Source organism: Enterococcus sp. AZ095b (assembly GCF_051714725.1).
Lineage (GTDB): Bacteria > Bacillota > Bacilli > Lactobacillales > Enterococcaceae > Enterococcus_B > Enterococcus_B pernyi.
Genome location: NZ_JBIOSL010000001.1, coordinates 192,209 through 211,803, shown reverse-complemented (window position 1 = coordinate 211,803; position 19,595 = coordinate 192,209). Strand labels below are relative to the sequence as shown.

Genomic DNA, 19,595 nt, shown 5'->3' with positions numbered 1-19,595 from the left:
CCCGTCTTTTGTTCGGTCAAAGTGTCTGTTGCTTTTTTGACAGTGGCCACGCACGTTTCCCATCCATTCTTAGCCCCTGTGGCACCACCGAAAAATCACTTTGCGAAGTTTAGGCATTAGAAAAGCCAAACGGGTCGCGTTCAGCTTTATCATTGTTATGACATCTGGCTTTCGCATTTCATCATCAAGCCAGTCCAATTTCTCTTCATCTTTCGGCAATAGGTTATTCTAGCATAATTTATTGTTTTCTGCAAGTTTACAGTTTTTATTTCATTTCTTGTAGTCGTTCGACCACTTCAATCAAGCCCATACTATTACTACCTTTTAGTACAATCGTGTCATCTGGCTGGATCTCAGCAATCACCGCTGCAATCAATTGCTCTTTATTTTCTTCGGTATAATAAACCGGCAAATCAGGATATTTCTGAGCCAAAGCATCTTTTAACGCCTGCATTTCTTTTCCATACAAAAAGATCATCGAGAAGATGTCTGAAGAAATATGTTCACTCATTGAAGCATGCATGAGAGGCGAGTCTACTCCTAGCTCCAACATATCGGCTAAAACGGCAAGTTTTCGTCCCGCTGCTGGGAGGCTTGCTACAGTATCTAAGACTAATCCCATGGCTGTAGGATTGGCATTATAAACATCACTTAAGATCGCTGCCCCATTTCCAGCAGTCAGCCATTCTGTTCGATTTTGTGTCACTGAGACAGTTGCTAGACCTCGTCGGATTTCCGACAGAGACAACCCGAAAAACTGCCCGATCGCATAAGCAATCAGCGCGTTCGTCACATTATACTTACCAGGTAAAGGGATCGTGAATGATTCGCCTTCAACGATAAATGTCGTTTGTTGCTTTTCTTCGATGATTTGTTGTGCAGAAATATCGCCTTGTTCGATTCCAAACGTCTTGATTTTTTGAGACAATGGAGCAACCAACGGTTCTAACAATGGTTCATTATTCGGTACGATCAATAATCCGTCTGGTAGCAACCCGTCAGCAATTTCCATTTTTGCTTTGGCGATACCTTCTCGTGACCCTAAATTCTCGATATGAGCCTCACCGATCATCGTGATTGCTGCAACTTTTGGTTGTGCCAGCAACGAGAGTTCCGTAATTTCATTGGCATGATCCATTCCCATTTCTAAAACGATTTTTTCAGTATCCTGAGGCATATGCAAGATCGTATAAGGCATGCCAATATTATTATTGTAATTTCCTTGTGTTTTATAAGTTTTATATCCTTGCGCTAAGACAGAAGCTGTTAGATCCTTTGTGGTCGTCTTCCCATTACTACCGGTAACAGCCACTACATCCGCCCCAACTTTTTTTAAATAATACTGCGCCAACTCTTGCATTGCTTTTAAAGGATCAGAAACTGGTATGATCTCGATCCCCTCTGGTGCCTTTTCGGCTGCCCAACTCCAAAAAGAAGCAACTGCCCCATTTGCGATAGCTTGTTCAATAAATTCATGCCCATCTCTTGTGCCAGCTAAAGGAACGAACAAATCGCCTTCTTTGATTTTGCGGCTATCAAATTCTACTCCTGTGATTGATTGGGTTGACTCATGATGACTGCCAACTGCTTGAGCAATTTCTTGTATTGTTATGTTCATCCATTCTCTGTCCTTTCGATTTAGACCAGTAGTCCTATAGGAATAGGAACAAAAAAGGTGGTGAAAATCGCCAATACTGATAGCGTCGAATAGTAAAAATCTTTCGCTTTCAATCAGTACCAGATGATCATCCACAACCTTTATTTTGCTATACATACTACTTCGACACATTCATACTTGTGCTGATTACGTTTCAATTAGTCAAAGAAACTTTGTCTTTGATTATGACGGTTCACGCCTAATTGGATCAACTCTTCAATCAAGTCACCGTATTTCAAGCCCATATTTTCCCATAGCAAGGGGTACATGCTGAATGCTGTAAATCCAGGCATTGAATTTAATTCATTAAGGAATAATTCATTTTTATTCGTCAAGAAGAAATCACAACGGCTCAAGCCACTTCCACCTAACATCGTATACGCTAATTTTGCGTACTCTTGTGCTTTTTGATGGACTTCTTCTGGTACTTCTGCTGGAATCTGCATCTCGATGCGATTATTGATGTACTTCGCATCATAATCGTAAAATGCCACGTCTTTTACCACTTCACCAGGCAAGGTCGTGCGGACGTCTTCATTCCCTAAAACAGCGACTTCGATCTCCCGTGCTTCGATTCCTTGTTCAACGATGGCACGTGAATCGTATTGGTAAGCTGTTGCTAAGGCATTCTGTAATTCTTCTCGATTTTCAGCCTTAGTGATCCCCACGCTTGATCCCATATTTGCTGGCTTCACGAACATCGGATAAAGCAATGAGCCTTCACATTGGTCAAATACCTTTTTAGGATTTTCTTTCCATTGATTCTTCAAAACTGGAACATAAGGTACTTGCGGTACACCGGCTGCTTGTAAAATATATTTTGTCATGATCTTATCCATGGCACAAGCACTTGTCAGTACACCCGCACCGACGTAAGGCATATTCAAGGTTTCTAAGAATCCTTGGATCGTGCCATCCTCGCCATTTGGACCGTGAAGAACTGGGAAGACGATGGTTCCTTCTTCTTTGATCTCTCCTGGATTGATGACAGTACCCGTAAATCCTTCTGTCATTTTCCCACTTGGGTCCCACGTCAAGTGCAATTCTTCTTCACTTGTAGGTTTTTCAGTCAACAACGGGCCTTTGACCCATTGGCCGTCTTTACTAATAAATACGAGCTGTACTTGATAATAAGCATAATAAATAGCATTTAAAACGGAAAACGCTGAAAGAATCGAAACTTCGTGTTCCGCACTGCGTCCACCATATAATAAAGTAATCTTCAAAAGATTTTCCTCCTGTATTCGATATCATTCATTTTTACTTCATATTTTAGCACAAAAACAAAAGATGCAAACAGCTTATTTGAAAAAAGGTGAGGTACATGTCATTTTATTCAAAAAACAGCGGAATAGTTGTCGCTTTTTTTCTTTATCGTTATGATAAGAGAAAGGAGGCATAGTTATGACCAAAACTACTTCTCGAAGCCGGTTAACAGAAATCATTCACGTATTCATCAAAGAAAATGTTCTGCCTAATCTGATCCAACAAAAAAATCCTGAACAAGTAAAAAAAGCCTTTGAAGAACTTGGCTCAACCTTTATAAAAATTGGGCAAATGCTTTCTGTCCGTGATGACTTACTCTCTGCTGAGTTTACTAAGACATTCAAAACATTGCAAGACAATGTACCAAGTGATCCCTTTGTCACGACGAAAAAAACGATTGAACAGGAATTAGACGCATCCTTAGAAACGATTTTTACTAGCTTCAATAAAGCACCTTTCGCTTCTGCCTCTATGGGTCAAGCGCATCGTGCAACGTTAAAGAATGGCGATGCAGTCGTTGTAAAAGTCCAACATCCAAATATTGCGAAGGAAATCATGATGGACTTACAGTTATTCGAACGGGCGATTCCTTTGATCAAATATATTCCTGAAACAAGCGTCATCGATTTAAAAGGCGTGTTGCAAGAAGTCAAACGTTCATTGACAAACGAATTGGACTTCTACAAAGAAAGTCAAAATGGTGCACGTTTCTATAATCTAAACAACCATTGGTATGAAATTAGATCCCCTAAAATCTATGAGGCACTTTGCACAAAAAAAGTTATTGTGATGGAAGAAATGTCTGGAAAGAACTTCAACCAATTGATGAATCTTGAAGAAACGGATGAACGCCTCATTGAGACACTTACGAATACTCAATTGAAACAACAAGTGGCTAAACGATTGATCGAACATTTTATGAAGCAAATCTTTGACGATGGCTTTTTTCATGCCGATCCACATCCTGGGAATTTATTGTTCCATCCTTTAAGCGTTGAAGAACTTTCAGAAAATGTAACGACAGACACAAAAGAACACCAAAAACAACTAGGCTCGATTTCTTTCAAAACGACTGCTACTGTCACTGAACCATTGCAACCATATACAATCAGTTATATTGATTTCGGTATGATGGGTAGTCTCTCCGCTTCGCTAAGACAAAAGCTGATGGAAATCGTTTTAGCGATTTATACACGAGATATTTACCGTATTGAAAAAGCTGTCATCAACTTATGTCAACAAGAAGGGCCTTTTGATGAAAGTGAATTCCATCAACAACTCGCTAGCTTTTTGACGCAATATTTAGACCTCCCCATTGAAGAAATCGACTTGCAAGAAGTCTTTGCGCAGATCGTCTCGATTTGCCACCAGAACAACTTACAAATCGATCGTGATATCACGTTATTGCTTAAAGCGTTTAGCACATTAGAAGGAGTGATTCGTGTCCTTGATCCTGAAGTATCTTTGATGGAAGTCGCTACGCCCATTGCACAACGATATTTCTTAGCACATCTCTCTGTCGAAGATACCTTGAAGCAAGCGGGCTTAGATATACTCGATGGTATCAAAACCGTACCGAAAATCCCGCAACAAGTCTATCACCTTCTAGAAACTTGGCGTTCTGGACAAGGAAAAATCAATTTGGAACTAAAAAAACAAGACCAACTGATGAACCGGATCGAAAGTATGGTGAACCGTTTAGTATTTGGTGTGATACTCGCCGCATTGATCGTCGGCTCTTCGTTGCTTGTCCAAGCTGCACCAGACGATCAAATCAATTTTATTACACTATTAGGTATATTCACGTATACGATCGCAGCTGTGGTCATTCTCTTTTTAGCCATTGATACACTGATCAACTATTATAAAAAAAGACGAAAATAAACGAAAACATCCCAAAATATGAAACTATTTTCGGATGTTCTCGTTTATTTTTTTAGCTGTGTACTTTTGACACAACCTCATTGCTTGATGATTAGAGTTGCGGATACGACTATTCCTGTTTTTTAGTCTGTAGCCTTTTACTCGCTATCTATTTGATAATTTTAGCTTTTTTGGTTTGATTATTTCATTTTTCGTTCATCTGGTACGATTCTTTGCGAGAGCAACCACTTATGGAAGAACCATTCAGCGATCCCGATCAATACCGCCGGTACTAAAACCTTCATCCAAATATCCGTCATATCGTTCATAAAATAAAGATATAACCATAGAATGGCTGCAGCTGAACCAGCATCTGCAATTGTAGCCGCGATATTTCCTACTTTTCGTAAAATCAATAAATCACCTAATACATAGATCATGACAACAATGATTACTCCGACAATCGTTGAATCCATGAAACTAACACCATACAGTCCCGTTAAAACGATCCACAAAATTGCCCAAATCATGATTGCTTTTACCGCCAACGCCTTCACATGTTTCATTTTCTGCACTCCCTTCTTTTTTGGTTAAAAATATATGATTATATAATTAAATAATCTTCATAATTATATCTTTTGTTATAGAATCAATCAAAGATATCGTACTTTTTTAGTAATAAAAAAGAGGAACACCGCTTCTGTTTAGTTAGAAACAATGTTCACCTATTTTATATTCTATTCAAATTTCTGCAAGCGCTCGGATCAACGCTTTTTTGAACCTTTGGTGATCTTCATGAGTGAAAGGCTTCGGCCCTTTCGTCCGAATGCCCGCTTTTCTCAACTTACTGCTTTGATAACGTTGTTCTAATAATCCATCAATGTTCGTGGTATCAAATTCCTTCCCCGATTGATGAAAGACTCGAACACCTTTAGGTAAGACCAATGAAGCTAAGCCATAATCTTGAGTGATCAAAAAATCACCTTTTTTGATCAGCCCGACGATTTTATAATCTGCACTGTCTGCCCCTTTATCGACGTATACAAACTGTACATAGCTTGGATACTCTTTATTGGTATAGTGATCGACACTTGTCACGATCATCACCTCTAATTGAAAAGATGCCGCAATTTCAATCACGTCATTTTTCACTGGGGAGCCGTCACCATCAATGAATATTTTTTGCATGTTCTTTCCTCCATAAAAGATAAACAGCGATTACTCCCAGGATCAATACACTGACATTTATCCATTTTACGTAAACTAACAATTGGATCATCGCTTTTGGTACGCTCAGACTACCAGTCAATTGGAGCAATACACTCACAGGTTCGTCCAACCATCGTGCCGTCACCAACAGCAATGACATCAATAAAAATTGATGGGTCACACTTCCTTTGTTTTGTGTCGTAAACTTTTTGATCACACGATTATCCATCGGTATTTCTGTATCGATCTCATAATACGTACGATTCAACCAACTACCTACTACCGCGTGCCAAAAACTTAATAAGAATAAACCAACCACAAAGCCGATTTGTGGAAGTAACAGAACCATCAACGAACTAAATAATCCAGCTAATTGAATGAGGACTGGTTCGATCGTGGGAATCTGGATTGCTTGATTGCCAATGATTTTGGCTAACACCATGCCTGCAATATAAGGTAAATACATATATACGCCTAAATAGTCGAAACCATAGACACGGCCGATATAAAGTGTCCCGAATAAAAAAAGAAAATTACCTAACATGCCATTCAGAAAAGTAAAACTATTTAACCAAGTAGGTAATTTCCACTGCTTTCTAGCCCTTCCAAGATAAAAAGCTGCAAATAGAAACAACAGCATAAATCCATAGATTGCTACGTCAAATAATGCAGGATCAATCAACAAACGAGCATTTCTCAAAAGAAACAACAAAACGAAAAAGCCGATAAATAAAAGCAACTCTTTGGTCACTACCACATTCGACTTCATCTCTTTAAAATCCAATTCATAGCGAGGATAATGACTGATCGTATGGTATGCCATAATGTAGAACAATGTATATAACGCTAACGTCATCACGACTTGCGTCGACCCGGGAAGCTCGATCACCCGAAACAAAACAAGCAACAACAGGATCGCAAATGGAAATTTATTTGCTGACATGTTCGTGAATCCCTGTTGTTTTTCATGGTAATTCACTGTGATATTTGTGGGGATCAGCCATGCCGCACTTAGTCCTAAAAGTACACTTGACAGATAATACAGCGGGAAATAAAGGACGCCAAAAATCCCGATCAACGAACCTGCGCCACCCATCAATAAAGAAATCATCAACAAGGTATAACTATCCAGACCAAAGCGAATACTACTAACTAAAAACAGACCTGTCATTCTAAAGGTATAGAACAAAGTGAAGGGTAAAATCGACAACCATTGGTTCCCATCACTCAAACTTAAAAATAAAAGATACGGCACCAAGATAACCGTATTACTCAAAATAAAAGGTGTCGTCTGGGTAAAGTTCCGCCCAAATCGTTTGATATTATCAATCATATAAAAACTCCTTACGTGTTAAACATGAGTTACTTGTCATGTCAACGCATCATCTCTATAGGCATACCCATATGTCTGTAGGTACAAAACTGATTATACCATAGGAGCAAAGCAGCCAACACCCTATAGAGGTTGTGAAAGCAGCCCACTGATCCGCAGCCAACCGATAGACAAAAAAGCAGGAACTCCACAAAATTTGACTAGCAAATTTGGGAATCCCTGCTTATTTTTGAGTGCTGAACATTTCTGTTCGCCACTCACTGGTGCCTGAAAGAATCAGACAGACAAGTCCTTCTCCACAAAAGTCTTGTCCAGCACGCCTACATCCGGTAGGTGATCCGTGGATCATGTGCCGCCAAAATCAATTAGACCTCTAACGTTCAGAGATCTTCTCGACCCGTCGCATAACGTATACTTTAACACAAGCTACCATTTTATGCGAGTCTTTTTTTCATTTTATAATCAACCATTTGAAATCCTTCGCCGATATCGCTGATCAATTCTCCCTCAATGACAAATCCCTGATGTTGATAGACTGCGATTGCTTGTTGATTTCCTTGATTGACACGCAAGAAAATCTCCTGTGCTTCTGTTTCTTTTGCTAATTGTTCGTACCAACGAAAGACTTCTGAGGTCAAACCTTTCCCTCGTACGTCTCGAAGAATATAGAGTTTACTTAAATAGATCGAAGAACCCATCTTTTCATAAGCAGTATAGCCAATCGTTTTTCCCTCTAACTTCAATAAGAAATAGTTGACCCCTGCTGCACATTCTTTTCCGATCTGTTCTTTCGATTGATACGTCTCCAACATATAAGCGACTTGCTTTTGACCGATAATCGGCGTAAAGGCTTCGGGCCATACTTCATGGATAACTGTCACGAGTTCATCGAGTTCTTTCTCAGTTACTACTACTTTCTCCAACATTTTACTTCCTCCATTCAATGAACTAAAAATGCCCTTGTGCTTGCTGGAATAAAAACAACATGATCATACTATATACAGCGACCGACCAAGGTTTTAAAAGAATAACAATTTGCATGTATTCTCTAAATGAAAGCTTCGTCAATCCAGCGACGAGACAAATCAAATCATCTGGCGCAAAAGGTAAAAGTAAGGTAACGATCAATACCTTTTTGATATTGTTTGTTTTTTCAATGACTAGCTGTTCAAATTTTTGGAATTTTTTTGGTGATAAGATAAAACGGACAAAACTCGTACCATAATAACGCACGAATAAAAAACCGATTGCTTCACCAATAATCAAGCCAATACAACTATACAGCAACCCAAAGACATTTCCAAACATCAACATCCCTGCAACAGAAGAAATCCCTCCTGGCAGAATCGGAATGATCACTTGGATGATTTGGATAAGAATAAATAAAATGATCGCATAGCTCCCAAACTGTTGCATGAATTGTTGCAAAGAATCTGCTGATTGAAAGATTCCATGTCGATAGCCATACATGATCAATATGAAAAAAATACTTAATCCAACGAGTGGTGCGACTTGGATGGTTCTATGTACCCATGTTTTCTTCTCAGCCATACGCTTCTCCTACACTTTTCATTTTTCTATGTTTCATAAAAGAACAAGTAATGAACAACTACAAAATCGTCGTATGCAACTTCGAACAACAGAAGCTTGATCCTCTTGTGCCTCCTAAGCCCGAGTAAACAACGTGAAGTAGCTCCTTCAGAAATAAGCGTGAAATCCCAAAAATTTGAAGAAAAATTTTCGGTTTTTCACGCTTATTTCTCGGATTTGAGCACTTCCTTTATGGCTGATTACCCGCAGAAGTTACTTATAAAACGCCGTTTATTTGGTTTTAGAAGATAGGCATAACGGCTACTTCAGTTCTAACACCTGTTCTTATCTTTTTACTGGTGATTCAAAAAACTAGCAACTTTCGTTGTGATCAAGTCAATAGCTACGTGATTTTCGCCACCTTCTGGAACGATAATATCAGCGTAACGTTTTGTTGGTTCAATAAACTGATGATACATCGGCTTAACGACTGTTAAATATTGTTCGATCACAGAATCTAAGGTACGGCCGCGCTCTTCCATATCACGTTTGATCCGGCGAATGATCCGAATGTCATCGTCTGTATCTACATAGATCTTGATATCCATCAAATCACGTAAACGCTCGTCTTCTAAAATCAAGATACCTTCCAAAATAATCACTTCTTTTGGTTCTTGGATGATTGTTGCTTGACTTCTCGTATGAGCAACATAATCATAGACTGGTTTTTCAATGGCTTCATAGTTCAGTAGTTTTTCAACGTGCTGGATCAGCAGTTCATTATCAAAGGCAAAAGGATGATCGTAGTTTGTATTCAACCGTTCTTCAAAGCTAAGATGACTTTGATCTTTATAATAAGAATCTTGTTCAAGCATCATGATGGAGTGGTCTGGAAAGTGACTAAAAATCCCTCGGCTGACGCTTGTCTTTCCGCTTCCCGATCCGCCCGTCACACCAATGATAATTGGCTTGCTTTTTGTCATTGACTAAAACCTCTTTCATATCCGTTTTTTCATTCTAATCTATTATAGCGAAAAAAAAGGAAAATGCACTATTTTTCTGAAAATTAATGAGGTGAGATTTCCAAGAGCGGGTAAAGTTCTTCTAAAGAATCAATCCGATAGGTTGGTTGGATCTCTGGTATTTCAGGCAACTTATTTTTATTGAACCAGATCGTATCGATCTCTGCTTCATTTCCACCTTTGATATCAGAAGTCAGTGAATCACCGATAATCACCGTTCGTTCTTTGTCCAATTCAGGAATATTAGCAAACACGTGATCAAAAAAAGCCTTCATTGGCTTTTGTGCGCCAATCGCTTCTGAGACAAAAATTTCTCGAAAATAATGAATCATCCGAGCATCTGTTAATCGTTGATGTTGGGTTTGAGAAACCCCATTCGTCACTATATAAAGTTCTGCTTCACTTGACACTGCTTCCAGTAATTCATGGCTTCCAGGAATCCAATGATGGCCCTGATTCAAATAATGTCGATAACGTTGATCCATTGCTTGGCTATCTACGGTCTTGCCAAACTGTTGGAACAACAGACCAAAGCGGTTGCCTGTCACTTCATCTCTTGTCATCTGCCCCTTTTCAAATTCTCGCCATAAATGATGATTCAATGCTTTATAACTTGTTCTGATCTCTGGTGTCAGTTCAATGCCTTGTTCCGCAAACAATTGGTGCAAGGCTTCTGTTTCTGTTTGTTGAAAATCTAACAACGTATCATCTACGTCGAATAATAATGTATGATATTTCATCTGATTCTCCTATTTCTTCTATATTTGATATTTCGTTTATTTGCATTTTCGTGGGTTGTTGATTGTTTATCTATAAAAGAAATAAACAAGTGCCTTAGAACCGCCGGCTGTGCACTTGCTTATTAAATGACACTAAATCATTTTAGAAAGTCCAATTATATCTTCTTCTGAGAAATGTCCAATGACTCTGTAGGGATTGAAATTACTCTTCAATTCAAATCGGTTTCCTGTACCTACCCAAGATTTCTTGTTTAATCCTGCAGAATCTAAGTCTTTTATTTCATAATATCGCTTTTTGATCGCCTTTGATTTATTCTCATATTTACTTGTAATAGGAAGAATCAAGAATGAACCTCTGCTTCGAACACGGATAGCAATAGCAGGACGAGTTTTCCCTCCACTGCCATCGTTAAAGGGAATATAGATCAAGAACACGTCATGACTATTCATCTAGATCTCTCATCCATGACACTAGATCTTCGTGGTCACCGCTATTTTCTGGCGGATTAGTTTCAACAGACTCTTCCGCAACTCTCATTAACTGCAGTTCAGCCTTCTCTTTACTTGTTAAAGATAACTCAAATGGAATTTCTCCTCTGGCAGCTACCCTTTTATATAAAGCAGTGATTAAGATTGATGGATTTACTCCTAATGAATCTAAAATGCTTTCGACGTCAGTAGCTAGATTCTTATTGATATTCACTTGGACTTTCTTTTTTTCGTTGGTTTTATCTTTTTCTTTGATTTCAGACATAGAACATCACCTCTCACTCCTATTTTACTCCTAATAGGAGTGTAAAACAAATTCATTGAATGAACGATCAATTCATGATTATTACTATTTAAAATATTTTTTTAATTTTTTTAGTTCGTCTAACGTCAATGAGCGATAAGATCCTTCAGTCAAATGCGGATCTAGTTGTAATGGGCCCATGCTGATTCGTTGCAATGCAGTGACTTTTTTTCCACAAGCTAAAAACATCTTTTTCACTTGATGGAATTTCCCCTCTTCGATCGTCAGTCGTACGATACTTTTTTTATGTTGCGCGACAAGAATCTCTAAATGTGCAGGTAAGCATTGGTAACCACCATCAAAAACAATTCCTTTTTCAAAAGCAATTCGATCAGCTTCTGTCACTTGTTCATTGACAACTGCTACATATGTTTTCTGTACTTTTTTATCAGGCAACAACATTTCATAACCTAATTGGCCATTGGAAGTGATCAACGATAAACCTGTTGTATCTCGGTCTAATCGCCCAACTGGATACAAAGGTTGTGTGCGATCGGCTGAAGCCAACAAATCGATAACAGTCGTTTTGTGAATGTCCGTCACCGCTGTTACTGCTCTTTTCGGTTTATTCAGCATAAAGTATACTTCATTTGTATGTAGCTTTACGCCATCCACTTCGATACAGTGGAGCAAACTATCCACATTACGATTCTGTTTCTGTTCCACTTTACCATCGATACGTACGAGTTTCATCGCAAAAAGTCGTTTCATCTCTTTACGTGATGTTTCTAATTCTTTTTCTATTAATTTATCTAACCGCATAACTGCTTCCTTTCCTAGCTACATAAGCATTATAACCTGAATCATACACCATGCAAAATGGAAACGCTAAGTTGTTTCCTTGACTTACTCAGTGAATCGCGTTACGGTTAAAGAGTAAAGTGAATTGGATTTCTCATACACAGCGTAATGACCTGGTGGAGAAAAGTTGAATCCTGACTTTTTAAGGGCAGATGCGCGCATCTGTCTTTTTGCGTTTTTTCGCGCTACCTGATAATGTGCAAGAGACCATGTGACATTCACTTAAATAAAATCTGTCTGACACCAAAGCAGACAGTCACATTTTAAGGAGGAATTTTGGTTATGTCAGTATCATTAGAAGTAAGTAAAAGAGAAGTACGTCCCCGTTCATTGAGAAACAAATTGCGTCATGAAGGAAAAGTTCCTGCAATCGTTTATGGCTACAATGTAGAAAGCACGCCAATTTCATTTGATAGTGCGACATTTAGTAAAGTATTGCGTGAGAATGCCGCAAACACAGTTATCACAATGAACATTGAAGGAAAAAAAGTCAACACACTTGTTCATAAAATCCAATCAAACACATTTACCAACCAATTAGAACACGTGGAATTCCTATCTGTTAATATGACAGAAGAAACAGAAGTCGAAACAGAAGTTGTCCTTGTCGGCGAATCTACTGGTGTAAAATCTGGTGGTGTATTGGCTCAAAACTTATATACTGTGATTGTTTCTGCTACGCCAGATCAATTACCAGAAAACATCGAAGTGGATATCACTGATTTAGCATTAGGTGATTCGATCACTGTAGCGGATCTACCGAAAAATGACGCATACACGATCATTACTGATGGAGAAGAACAAATCGCCGCAGTTGTTGCACCAACAGAAGAAGAAGAATCAACTGGTGAAGCAGCAGAACCAGAAGTGATTGGTTCAACTGAAGAATAAACGTCTTTTGATCAACGAAGCAGTGACTTGTGTCATTGCTTCGTTTTTTTTTAATTCCCACTTAAAAAAAAATTGTTTTAAGAATGGTATATTCCTATTTATCAACCCTTATTTGTTTTTTGATAAGCGCAAAAACCCTTATATAATAAGGTTTCTTGAAGTCCTCTTAAAAGTTTCTTATACTTTGAAAAAAAGTATGCAAATATTGTTGCATTTTGTATAAATGTTTATTAGAATGAACCAACGTTAAAAAAGTATAACTCGTTTATCCTGATAATAATATGTTGTTCTCGTCATTTCGGTTTTTTAGACAAAGGAGGCTAAGCCGATGTTTGAAAGTTTTGATAATAACCGTAATCGATACGCATCATTAGGTGTGGTATCAAGTTTACCAGATGAACTGATCGATAGTATCTGGTTCATTATTGATTTAGACCTTAAGGGTGTTATTCCGTTAGATAATATTTTAGCTTTTGATTTAATGAACAATCATGGAAAAGTAACCTTGCATTTTTCTCAAGCGGGCAGTACCGTTGAGATGGGGATCGATTTGCCATTCCCTTATTCTCCACAGTATCCGGCGCAAGTATTTGCCTATGATGATGGGACCAGAGAAACCATTCTTCTCCCAAGTGAAATTAAACAGTACTAAAATAAACCCTTTGTTTTGCACGATAGCCAAGTAGTTGACTCTTTGATTTTCATCGCAGACTCACTTCTTGGCTACTTTTATGATGACCTTATCTGAAAATTTTCAGAAAACACAAAGCATTTTAGCTATTTATTTATCATGAGATTCTAATTGGTATTCCAAGGGTAAACACTATATACTACTAACTAAATTTTAAAAGAAATAAGGAGTTTACAAGATGCGCGATTTAACAAAAGGAAGCCCAGCCAAACTGATTTTGCTATTTACTGTCCCTTTATTGATAGGCAATGTTTTTCAGCAGTTTTACAACATGGTCGATATGATCATCGTTGGGCAGACATTAGGGAAAAACTCACTAGCAGCTGTAGGAGCTACCGGTGGATTGACTTTCTTGATTATTGGCTTTGCTCAAGGTCTAACCGCTGGTTTAGCCATTATTACAGCACAACGATATGGTGCGAAAGACTTCCGTGGTTTGAAAAAAAGTTTTGCTACAAGTGTCATGATTAGTGTCATTGTTACTGTGATTTTAACCGTCCTTAGCTTAGTATTTATTCGTCCGATGCTCCAGTTGATGCAAACACCTGCAGATATCATCGATGAAGCACAAACATTCATCGTCATCATCCTATGGGGAATCTTTGCTGCCGTCAGCTTCAATTTATTGTCAAATGTTATTCGCGCACTTGGTGATAGTCGAACGCCTTTACTCTTTTTGATCGTTGCGGTAATTATCAATGTTGTCTTGGATTTGATCTTTATTATCAACTTCGGTATGGGAGTAGAAGGTGCTGCTATTGCAACAGTGATTGCGCAAATTGCTTCTAGTCTATTATGTATCGTCTATATCAAGAAAAAGATTCCGATGCTTCAATTACGTAAAAAAGATTTTTCGTTCGATAAACAAGAGATCCGCACACATTTAAATGTTGCTTTACCAATGGCGTTCCAATCTTCGATCATTGCGATTGGTGCAATCGTCTTGCAATCTGCATTAAACAGCTTAGGTACAGATGTCGTAGCTGCCCAAGCCGCAGCTGGTCGAATCGATCAATTTGCTGTTCAACCTATGATGTCCTTTGGGATTGCGATGGCGACTTTTGCAGCACAAAACTATGGAGCGAAACAATATGGACGTATCTTAAAAGGCGTTCGTCAAACATTAGTCATGAGTATTGGCTTTAGTTTCTTAGCCGGAGCAATTGTTATTTTCCTTGGCCGACCATTGGTGAGCTTGTTTGTCAGCCCAAATGAAACTGTCGTTTTTGATTTGGCGCAAACGTATTTCAACATCAACGGCTCCCTTTACTGGATCTTAGCTATCCTATTTATCTTACGTTACACTTTACAAGGGCTTGGTCAAAGTAAAGTACCGACGATTGCAGGGATGATGGAGCTGATCATGCGTTCTTTCGCTGCGATCATTCTGACTGGGATCTGGGGCTATCCAGGTGCTGCTCTTGCTTCACCACTTGCTTGGGCTGGTTCTGTCATTGTCTTGCTCTACTCTTATATCCGCGCTGTGAAACATTTGAAACAGTTAGATGCCGAACAACAGCAATTTTCAATTGAAGATGCTGAAATCAGTTATTAGATTCAAAAAAAGTGTTCCTCCTATATTATGGGAAGAACACTTTTTTTTATGGATTCGTTGGTAAAATCACCAAGCTGAAATAGTCGATATGTGCATGATCATATTCTAAAACGGTGAATTGAAATTGATCGATCGTAATCACTGTACCTGCCTCGATATCTTTTTGATAGCTCGACATAAAACCAGCCAGAGTGATGAAATTTGTTTCTTCAAATTCTGGCACATCTTCATTGAAGTAGCGTTCAAAATCATCAAGCGTCAACTTACCTGAAACAATATAGCTACCATCTTCTTGTTTCGCAATCAACGCTTGGTCCACATCTGTTTCATCTCGAATCTCACCGACGATCTCTTCTAAAATATCTTCGATCGTGACAAGTCCACTTGTCCCACCATATTCATCCTTTAAGATCGCTATATGTTTTCCTTTTCTTCGCATGATCGTCAATAGTTTTTTGATGGGGATAGTTTCTGCTGTCACGATTGGTTCTTCAATCAGAGACTCCACCGTTATCTGGTCATCTTCTAAAGATTGTTTGATCAACGCAGGTAATGTCACGTATCCTAACACATTATCTTTGGATTCCAGTATGACAGGATATCTCGTATGCCCGCGTTCAATCGATTCCTTGATGGCTTGTTTGACTGTATCTGACGCATCAAAAACTTGCATCGATGTCCGATCTACTTGAATGTCTTTTGCCAGCGTGTCATCAAATTCAAAGACATTTTCTAAGTACTGGTATTCATCCTTTGTCAACTCGCCTTGCTGGTAAGAATTGAGGGCAACTAAAGTCAATTCTTCTTGCGAGAGTGTCTCTTCACCTTCTGATACTAGTTTCACGCCTAGCAATTTACCTAAGCTTGCTGCCGAATGATTCAATACCCAGATGAAAGGAAACATCGCCAGATAAAAATAATGCAAGGGTCTGACTACGAATAACACCACTTGTTCCGTATTGACGATACTATAACTTTTCGGCAAAAGTTCCCCCACCACAACGTCGACATACGTCACCAGAATGAACCCTAATGCGACAGAGATCGTTGCACTTATTCCCCGTCCGATCGGAAGTTGACCGATCCAAGGTTCCAACAATGCTGCCACAGAACCTTCGCCAACCCAACCAATGATCAAGCCTGTCAATGTGATACCCAACTGACTTGCAGATAAATAATCGTCTAAATGATGGGTCACATGAAGCGCTAGTTTAGCGTTCTTCACGTCGTCTTTTTCCAATTGCTCTAAACGGGAACGTCTGATTTTTACCAAAGCAAATTCACTCGCAACAAAAAAAGCAGTGATTGCTATCATCAAAAATAATATGACAAAATTTAATACCATTTGTTTCGCCTCACTTTTCCATTTCAATTGTACAACTTTTCGTAAAAAGAGTATAACTAGGAGGCTTTTGATTTCTGCTTCTCTACTAGATCACTCTAAATAATGGGAGGATTTATTCACTTGTATCACTAGCATTCAACAGCTATTCAATAACAAGAAAATTTATAAATTAAGGTTTAAAATGTGCGCATGTGCTATGCTATTACGTGACAGTACAGTTTAATGACGGTGGCTATCCTTCGAAAGCGAGGTGGTGCGTATGCACATCCTTTCTAAATCTTACGAAAGGAGACGCCTTTTGTCGGCACTCGATACAGTCCAATTGATGCTCAGCTTTGGTATGTTTACCATCACTCTGGTCACATTGGTTGTAGCATTGCTTAGCGACGACAAAAAGAAATAACCGTCCTCGGCCTAGGACGGTTATTTTGTAAAAAATAACTTGAAATATGCCGCTGTTAATTAAGCGGTACTGTCAAAGGGGAGTTGTTGACGCAACTCCTCTTTTCAGATTTAGTATAGCATAAACTAATTTTTTATCTACTTATTTTTTCGTTCTTTCAACCACGTTTTTCTTGTTCCACCAATCAGCAAAGGTACTGTTTCATGTTTGACTTCACTGTATTCTAAACCAAACCATGTTTCTGGCGTCGTAGCGATTTTCTTGATGGCAAGTTTGGCTTGCATGATTTGTCGTTCCCATTTCCCAAGAGTTGTTACATTGGAAACTACTTCGTCGATCAAGATGAATTGGAAATCGCCGACTTCTCTTCCTGGAGTCAATGAATACGTCTGTGGTTGTTTTGGTAGACGTCCTTGTTTCATTAAATCGTGGATGATTTGTCGAACGTAGACATTGATTTCTTGTTGCACGCGGAATCCTAAGAACAGGTTCACTTGAACAACGAAATCGGTCCCCATCATATCCACTTGATATTCTTTCGTATAAGGTTCATCGGTTACTTCTACATGGACAAACCAATAGGCCTTCGCCCGCTTTGGTCGTTTATCTAAAATAGAATACACGAACTGACGACCGACCTTCCCATCTGCCATATCTGGCACTAAGAAAACCACATTTGTTTGATACATTGGTAAGGATTTGTCCTCTTTCAATGCTTGAAGTTGTGGAATATATTCTTTTAATGCCACTTCTTCTGCGACCGATTCACGAATGATATTTCCTTGTTCCCAAACAAACATGACTGCTAGAATGACTAAAGCAATCAGCACAGCGACAAAACCGCCATGGAAGAACTTCACGATACTTGAAATAAAGAAGACGACTTCGATTGCCCCAAAGAAAAAGGTAATTGTATGAGCCAACCACTTCGGATAGCCAGTTTGGAGCAAATAGAAATAAAGTAAGGCAGTCGTCATCAACATCGTTACGGTAATGGACAGCCCGTACGCAGCTTCCATATGATGTGAGGTTCTGAAGGTCACGACAACCAGTGAACAAGCAATCCATAGAATCAAATTCACTGCCGGAATATACATCTGTCCGATACTGCTTCCAGGATACATGATTTTCAATCGAGGCAATAATTTCAATTTGATTGCTTCTGAAACTAGAGTAAATGATCCAGTAATTAGCGCTTGCGAAGCGATAACAGCCGCAATCGTTGCAAATATGACCCCAATGACAGTAAAACTAGCCGGCATCATTTGGAAAAATGGATTCAAGTTTTCGATCGCCTGTGTTTCTGTATTTTGATAGACATTCAACAGCCATGCTGCCTGCCCAAAATAATTCAATACCAAACATACTTTAACGTATGGCCAGCTTAAACGGATGTTTCGTTTTCCGACATGTCCTAAGTCAGAATAAAGCGCCTCTGCCCCAGTAGTTGCCAAAAAGATATTTCCTAGAATGAATAAACCTAGCTTATTATCAGGACTAAATAGCAACTGGATCGCATAATAAGGATTTAAGGCACGGATTACTGTCCAGTCTTGACTGAAATTAAACAAGCCCATCGCGCCTAAAAAGGTGAACCATAAAAACATAATCGGGCCAAATGCTTTCCCGACGACTTCTGTACCAAATCGTTGGACCATGAATAAAACAAAAATAATAACTAAAGTAATAATGACGATGATGTTCTGGTCATTGCCGAAACGGTCAAAGAATTGTGGAATCCCACGTAATCCTTCAATAGCGGTCGTAACCGTTACAGCAGGTGTCAGTACGCCATCTGCTAACAATGCTGCGCCACCGATCATTGCAGGTATGATCAGATATTTACCGCCTTTTCTAACCAAAGTATATAAAGAAAAGATACCACCTTCCCCATGGTTATCTGCATTTAATGCAATCACGACATATTTGATCGTCGTTAATAATGTCAAAGTCCAAAAAATCAAGGAGACTGCTCCGATAACAAAATCTGGGTTGATCCCTCGCAAGCCGCCATTGTCTTCTACGATTGCTTTCATTACATAAAGCGGACTCGTACCGATATCTCCATAAACAACTCCCATGGCTACGAGTAACCCTGCCATCGAGATTTTTTTTGTGTTATGCTTTGTTGTCACTGTTCCCCCTCATTTCTCCAATCCTATGATTGACCTAAATTTCACCTAATTATCCAAGGATTCAACCTTGGTGTCAATAAATTCGATAAAAATAACTAAGTCAACGATGCCTTCTTAAATAATCAGCAGTAAATGAGTAGAGAGCTAAACAAACGAGTGCCCCGATCAAGGATGGGATAAGATAAAAGCCACTGATCGACGGACCTAGATCGCCTAACACAAATTCACCTAACCAACTTCCAAAGAAACCAATGATAATATTTCCAGTGACGCCTCCTGGTACATCTTCATTAAGAACAGCTCCAGCAACGAATCCTAATATGCCACCTACTATCAATGAGAATAAAAAATGGATCATTTC

20 protein-coding genes are annotated in these 19,595 nt (G+C 38.9%); 5 read left to right on the top strand and 15 right to left on the bottom strand.

The genetic code is table 11. The annotated features are described in order from the left end of the window. Window positions 1-265 precede the first annotated feature (265 nt). Window positions 266-1,618: a UDP-N-acetylmuramoyl-tripeptide--D-alanyl-D-alanine ligase gene (locus tag IGJ99_RS01030; protein ID WP_062805855.1), complete on the bottom strand. Its 1,353-nt coding sequence runs from the start codon at window positions 1,616-1,618 to the stop codon at window positions 266-268. A 197-nt stretch (window positions 1,619-1,815) separates the two neighbouring features. Beyond that, window positions 1,816-2,883, bottom strand: coding sequence for a D-alanine--D-alanine ligase (locus IGJ99_RS01025; protein ID WP_438770455.1), 1,068 nt, complete (start codon window positions 2,881-2,883; stop codon window positions 1,816-1,818). Between the two features lie 178 nt (window positions 2,884-3,061). Between IGJ99_RS01025 and IGJ99_RS01020 the strand changes: the two genes are divergently transcribed. Further along, window positions 3,062-4,807, top strand: coding sequence for an ABC1 kinase family protein (locus tag IGJ99_RS01020; protein WP_010734356.1), 1,746 nt, complete (start codon window positions 3,062-3,064; stop codon window positions 4,805-4,807). Window positions 4,808-4,986: 179 nt separating this feature from the next. Here the strand turns inward: IGJ99_RS01020 and IGJ99_RS01015 are convergent, their stop codons facing one another. From IGJ99_RS01015 to IGJ99_RS00970, 10 genes are all read right to left on the bottom strand, one after another. Beyond that, entirely contained in the window at window positions 4,987-5,352 is a 366-nt protein-coding gene (locus IGJ99_RS01015; RefSeq protein WP_438770454.1) for a DUF2512 family protein, read from the bottom strand. Between the two features lie 175 nt (window positions 5,353-5,527). After that, complete coding sequence (locus IGJ99_RS01010; RefSeq protein WP_010734359.1) at window positions 5,528-5,974, bottom strand: YaiI/YqxD family protein; 447 nt, start codon at window positions 5,972-5,974, stop codon at window positions 5,528-5,530. Next, a complete protein-coding gene (locus IGJ99_RS01005) occupies window positions 5,955-7,328 on the bottom strand; it encodes a hypothetical protein (RefSeq protein WP_023518946.1) in 1,374 nt (457 codons plus the stop codon). The genes IGJ99_RS01010 and IGJ99_RS01005 overlap by 20 nt, the downstream gene beginning before the upstream one ends. 434 nt (window positions 7,329-7,762) lie before the next feature. Then, window positions 7,763-8,251: a GNAT family N-acetyltransferase gene (locus IGJ99_RS01000; RefSeq protein ID WP_175401354.1), complete on the bottom strand. Its 489-nt coding sequence runs from the start codon at window positions 8,249-8,251 to the stop codon at window positions 7,763-7,765. A 25-nt stretch (window positions 8,252-8,276) separates the two neighbouring features. Beyond that, window positions 8,277-8,879 (bottom strand): TVP38/TMEM64 family protein, encoded by a 603-nt coding sequence (locus IGJ99_RS00995; protein ID WP_010734362.1) that lies wholly within the window; start codon window positions 8,877-8,879, stop codon window positions 8,277-8,279. Between the two features lie 332 nt (window positions 8,880-9,211). Then, window positions 9,212-9,841 carry a uridine kinase gene (gene udk / locus IGJ99_RS00990; RefSeq protein WP_010734363.1) on the bottom strand — a complete coding sequence of 210 codons (630 nt, stop codon included), beginning with the start codon at window positions 9,839-9,841 and terminating at the stop codon, window positions 9,212-9,214. 83 nt (window positions 9,842-9,924) lie between these two features. Continuing rightward, entirely contained in the window at window positions 9,925-10,620 is a 696-nt protein-coding gene (locus IGJ99_RS00985) for a YjjG family noncanonical pyrimidine nucleotidase (RefSeq protein ID WP_438770452.1), read from the bottom strand. 132 nt (window positions 10,621-10,752) lie between these two features. Further along, window positions 10,753-11,070 carry a hypothetical protein gene (locus IGJ99_RS00980; protein WP_010734365.1) on the bottom strand — a complete coding sequence of 106 codons (318 nt, stop codon included), beginning with the start codon at window positions 11,068-11,070 and terminating at the stop codon, window positions 10,753-10,755. Next, the gene (locus IGJ99_RS00975; RefSeq protein WP_010734366.1) at window positions 11,063-11,374 is read right to left on the bottom strand and encodes a type II toxin-antitoxin system RelB/DinJ family antitoxin; all 312 of its coding nucleotides are present in this window, start codon (window positions 11,372-11,374) and stop codon (window positions 11,063-11,065) included. Before IGJ99_RS00975 ends, IGJ99_RS00980 begins: the two co-directional genes overlap by 8 nt. An 84-nt stretch (window positions 11,375-11,458) precedes the next feature. Beyond that, window positions 11,459-12,175: a 16S rRNA pseudouridine(516) synthase gene (locus tag IGJ99_RS00970; protein WP_010734367.1), complete on the bottom strand. Its 717-nt coding sequence runs from the start codon at window positions 12,173-12,175 to the stop codon at window positions 11,459-11,461. Window positions 12,176-12,496: 321 nt separating this feature from the next. Between IGJ99_RS00970 and IGJ99_RS00965 the strand changes: the two genes are divergently transcribed. The 3 genes from IGJ99_RS00965 to IGJ99_RS00955 all read left to right on the top strand — a co-directional run bounded on the left by IGJ99_RS00965 (window position 12,497) and on the right by IGJ99_RS00955 (window position 15,351). Continuing rightward, window positions 12,497-13,105 (top strand): 50S ribosomal protein L25/general stress protein Ctc, encoded by a 609-nt coding sequence (locus IGJ99_RS00965; RefSeq protein ID WP_023518943.1) that lies wholly within the window; start codon window positions 12,497-12,499, stop codon window positions 13,103-13,105. Window positions 13,106-13,433: 328 nt separating this feature from the next. Continuing rightward, entirely contained in the window at window positions 13,434-13,757 is a 324-nt protein-coding gene (locus IGJ99_RS00960) for a DUF960 domain-containing protein (RefSeq protein ID WP_019722687.1), read from the top strand. Window positions 13,758-13,974: 217 nt separating this feature from the next. Then, entirely contained in the window at window positions 13,975-15,351 is a 1,377-nt protein-coding gene (locus tag IGJ99_RS00955; protein ID WP_010734370.1) for an MATE family efflux transporter, read from the top strand. 46 nt (window positions 15,352-15,397) lie between these two features. On the opposite strand, the gene IGJ99_RS00950 is transcribed toward IGJ99_RS00955, so the two are convergent. Continuing rightward, window positions 15,398-16,696 (bottom strand): hemolysin family protein, encoded by a 1,299-nt coding sequence (locus IGJ99_RS00950; RefSeq protein ID WP_010734371.1) that lies wholly within the window; start codon window positions 16,694-16,696, stop codon window positions 15,398-15,400. Window positions 16,697-16,955: 259 nt separating this feature from the next. Between IGJ99_RS00950 and pepG1 the strand changes: the two genes are divergently transcribed. Then, window positions 16,956-17,099, top strand: coding sequence for a type I toxin-antitoxin system toxin PepG1 (pepG1, locus tag IGJ99_RS00945; RefSeq protein ID WP_077151249.1), 144 nt, complete (start codon window positions 16,956-16,958; stop codon window positions 17,097-17,099). Window positions 17,100-17,236: 137 nt separating this feature from the next. Here pepG1 and IGJ99_RS00940 read toward each other — a convergent pair whose 3' ends face one another. Both IGJ99_RS00940 and IGJ99_RS00935 read right to left on the bottom strand, forming a co-directional pair. Beyond that, entirely contained in the window at window positions 17,237-19,234 is a 1,998-nt protein-coding gene (locus IGJ99_RS00940; RefSeq protein ID WP_062805860.1) for a KUP/HAK/KT family potassium transporter, read from the bottom strand. 100 nt (window positions 19,235-19,334) lie between these two features. Continuing rightward, window positions 19,335-19,592: a GlsB/YeaQ/YmgE family stress response membrane protein gene (locus IGJ99_RS00935; protein WP_010734373.1), complete on the bottom strand. Its 258-nt coding sequence runs from the start codon at window positions 19,590-19,592 to the stop codon at window positions 19,335-19,337. Window positions 19,593-19,595: the final 3 nt, after the last annotated feature.

Bases quoted from the DNA above. Each gene is read 5' to 3' on its own strand.
- IGJ99_RS01030 (WP_062805855.1), bottom strand. From the start codon at position 1,618: ATGAACATAACAATACAAGAAATTGCTCAAGCAGTTGGCAGTCATCAT.
- IGJ99_RS01020 (WP_010734356.1), top strand. From the start codon at position 3,062: ATGACCAAAACTACTTCTCGAAGCCGGTTAACAGAAATCATTCACGTA.
- IGJ99_RS01015 (WP_438770454.1), bottom strand. From the start codon at position 5,352: ATGAAACATGTGAAGGCGTTGGCGGTAAAAGCAATCATGATTTGGGCA.
- IGJ99_RS01010 (WP_010734359.1), bottom strand. From the start codon at position 5,974: ATGCAAAAAATATTCATTGATGGTGACGGCTCCCCAGTGAAAAATGAC.
- IGJ99_RS01005 (WP_023518946.1), bottom strand. From the start codon at position 7,328: ATGATTGATAATATCAAACGATTTGGGCGGAACTTTACCCAGACGACA.
- IGJ99_RS00995 (WP_010734362.1), bottom strand. From the start codon at position 8,879: ATGGCTGAGAAGAAAACATGGGTACATAGAACCATCCAAGTCGCACCA.
- udk (WP_010734363.1), bottom strand. From the start codon at position 9,841: ATGACAAAAAGCAAGCCAATTATCATTGGTGTGACGGGCGGATCGGGA.
- IGJ99_RS00985 (WP_438770452.1), bottom strand. From the start codon at position 10,620: ATGAAATATCATACATTATTATTCGACGTAGATGATACGTTGTTAGAT.
- IGJ99_RS00980 (WP_010734365.1), bottom strand. From the start codon at position 11,070: ATGAATAGTCATGACGTGTTCTTGATCTATATTCCCTTTAACGATGGC.
- IGJ99_RS00975 (WP_010734366.1), bottom strand. From the start codon at position 11,374: ATGTCTGAAATCAAAGAAAAAGATAAAACCAACGAAAAAAAGAAAGTC.
- IGJ99_RS00970 (WP_010734367.1), bottom strand. From the start codon at position 12,175: ATGCGGTTAGATAAATTAATAGAAAAAGAATTAGAAACATCACGTAAA.
- IGJ99_RS00965 (WP_023518943.1), top strand. From the start codon at position 12,497: ATGTCAGTATCATTAGAAGTAAGTAAAAGAGAAGTACGTCCCCGTTCA.
- IGJ99_RS00960 (WP_019722687.1), top strand. From the start codon at position 13,434: ATGTTTGAAAGTTTTGATAATAACCGTAATCGATACGCATCATTAGGT.
- IGJ99_RS00955 (WP_010734370.1), top strand. From the start codon at position 13,975: ATGCGCGATTTAACAAAAGGAAGCCCAGCCAAACTGATTTTGCTATTT.
- IGJ99_RS00950 (WP_010734371.1), bottom strand. From the start codon at position 16,696: ATGGTATTAAATTTTGTCATATTATTTTTGATGATAGCAATCACTGCT.
- pepG1 (WP_077151249.1), top strand. From the start codon at position 16,956: ATGCACATCCTTTCTAAATCTTACGAAAGGAGACGCCTTTTGTCGGCA.
- IGJ99_RS00935 (WP_010734373.1), bottom strand. From the start codon at position 19,592: ATGATCCATTTTTTATTCTCATTGATAGTAGGTGGCATATTAGGATTC.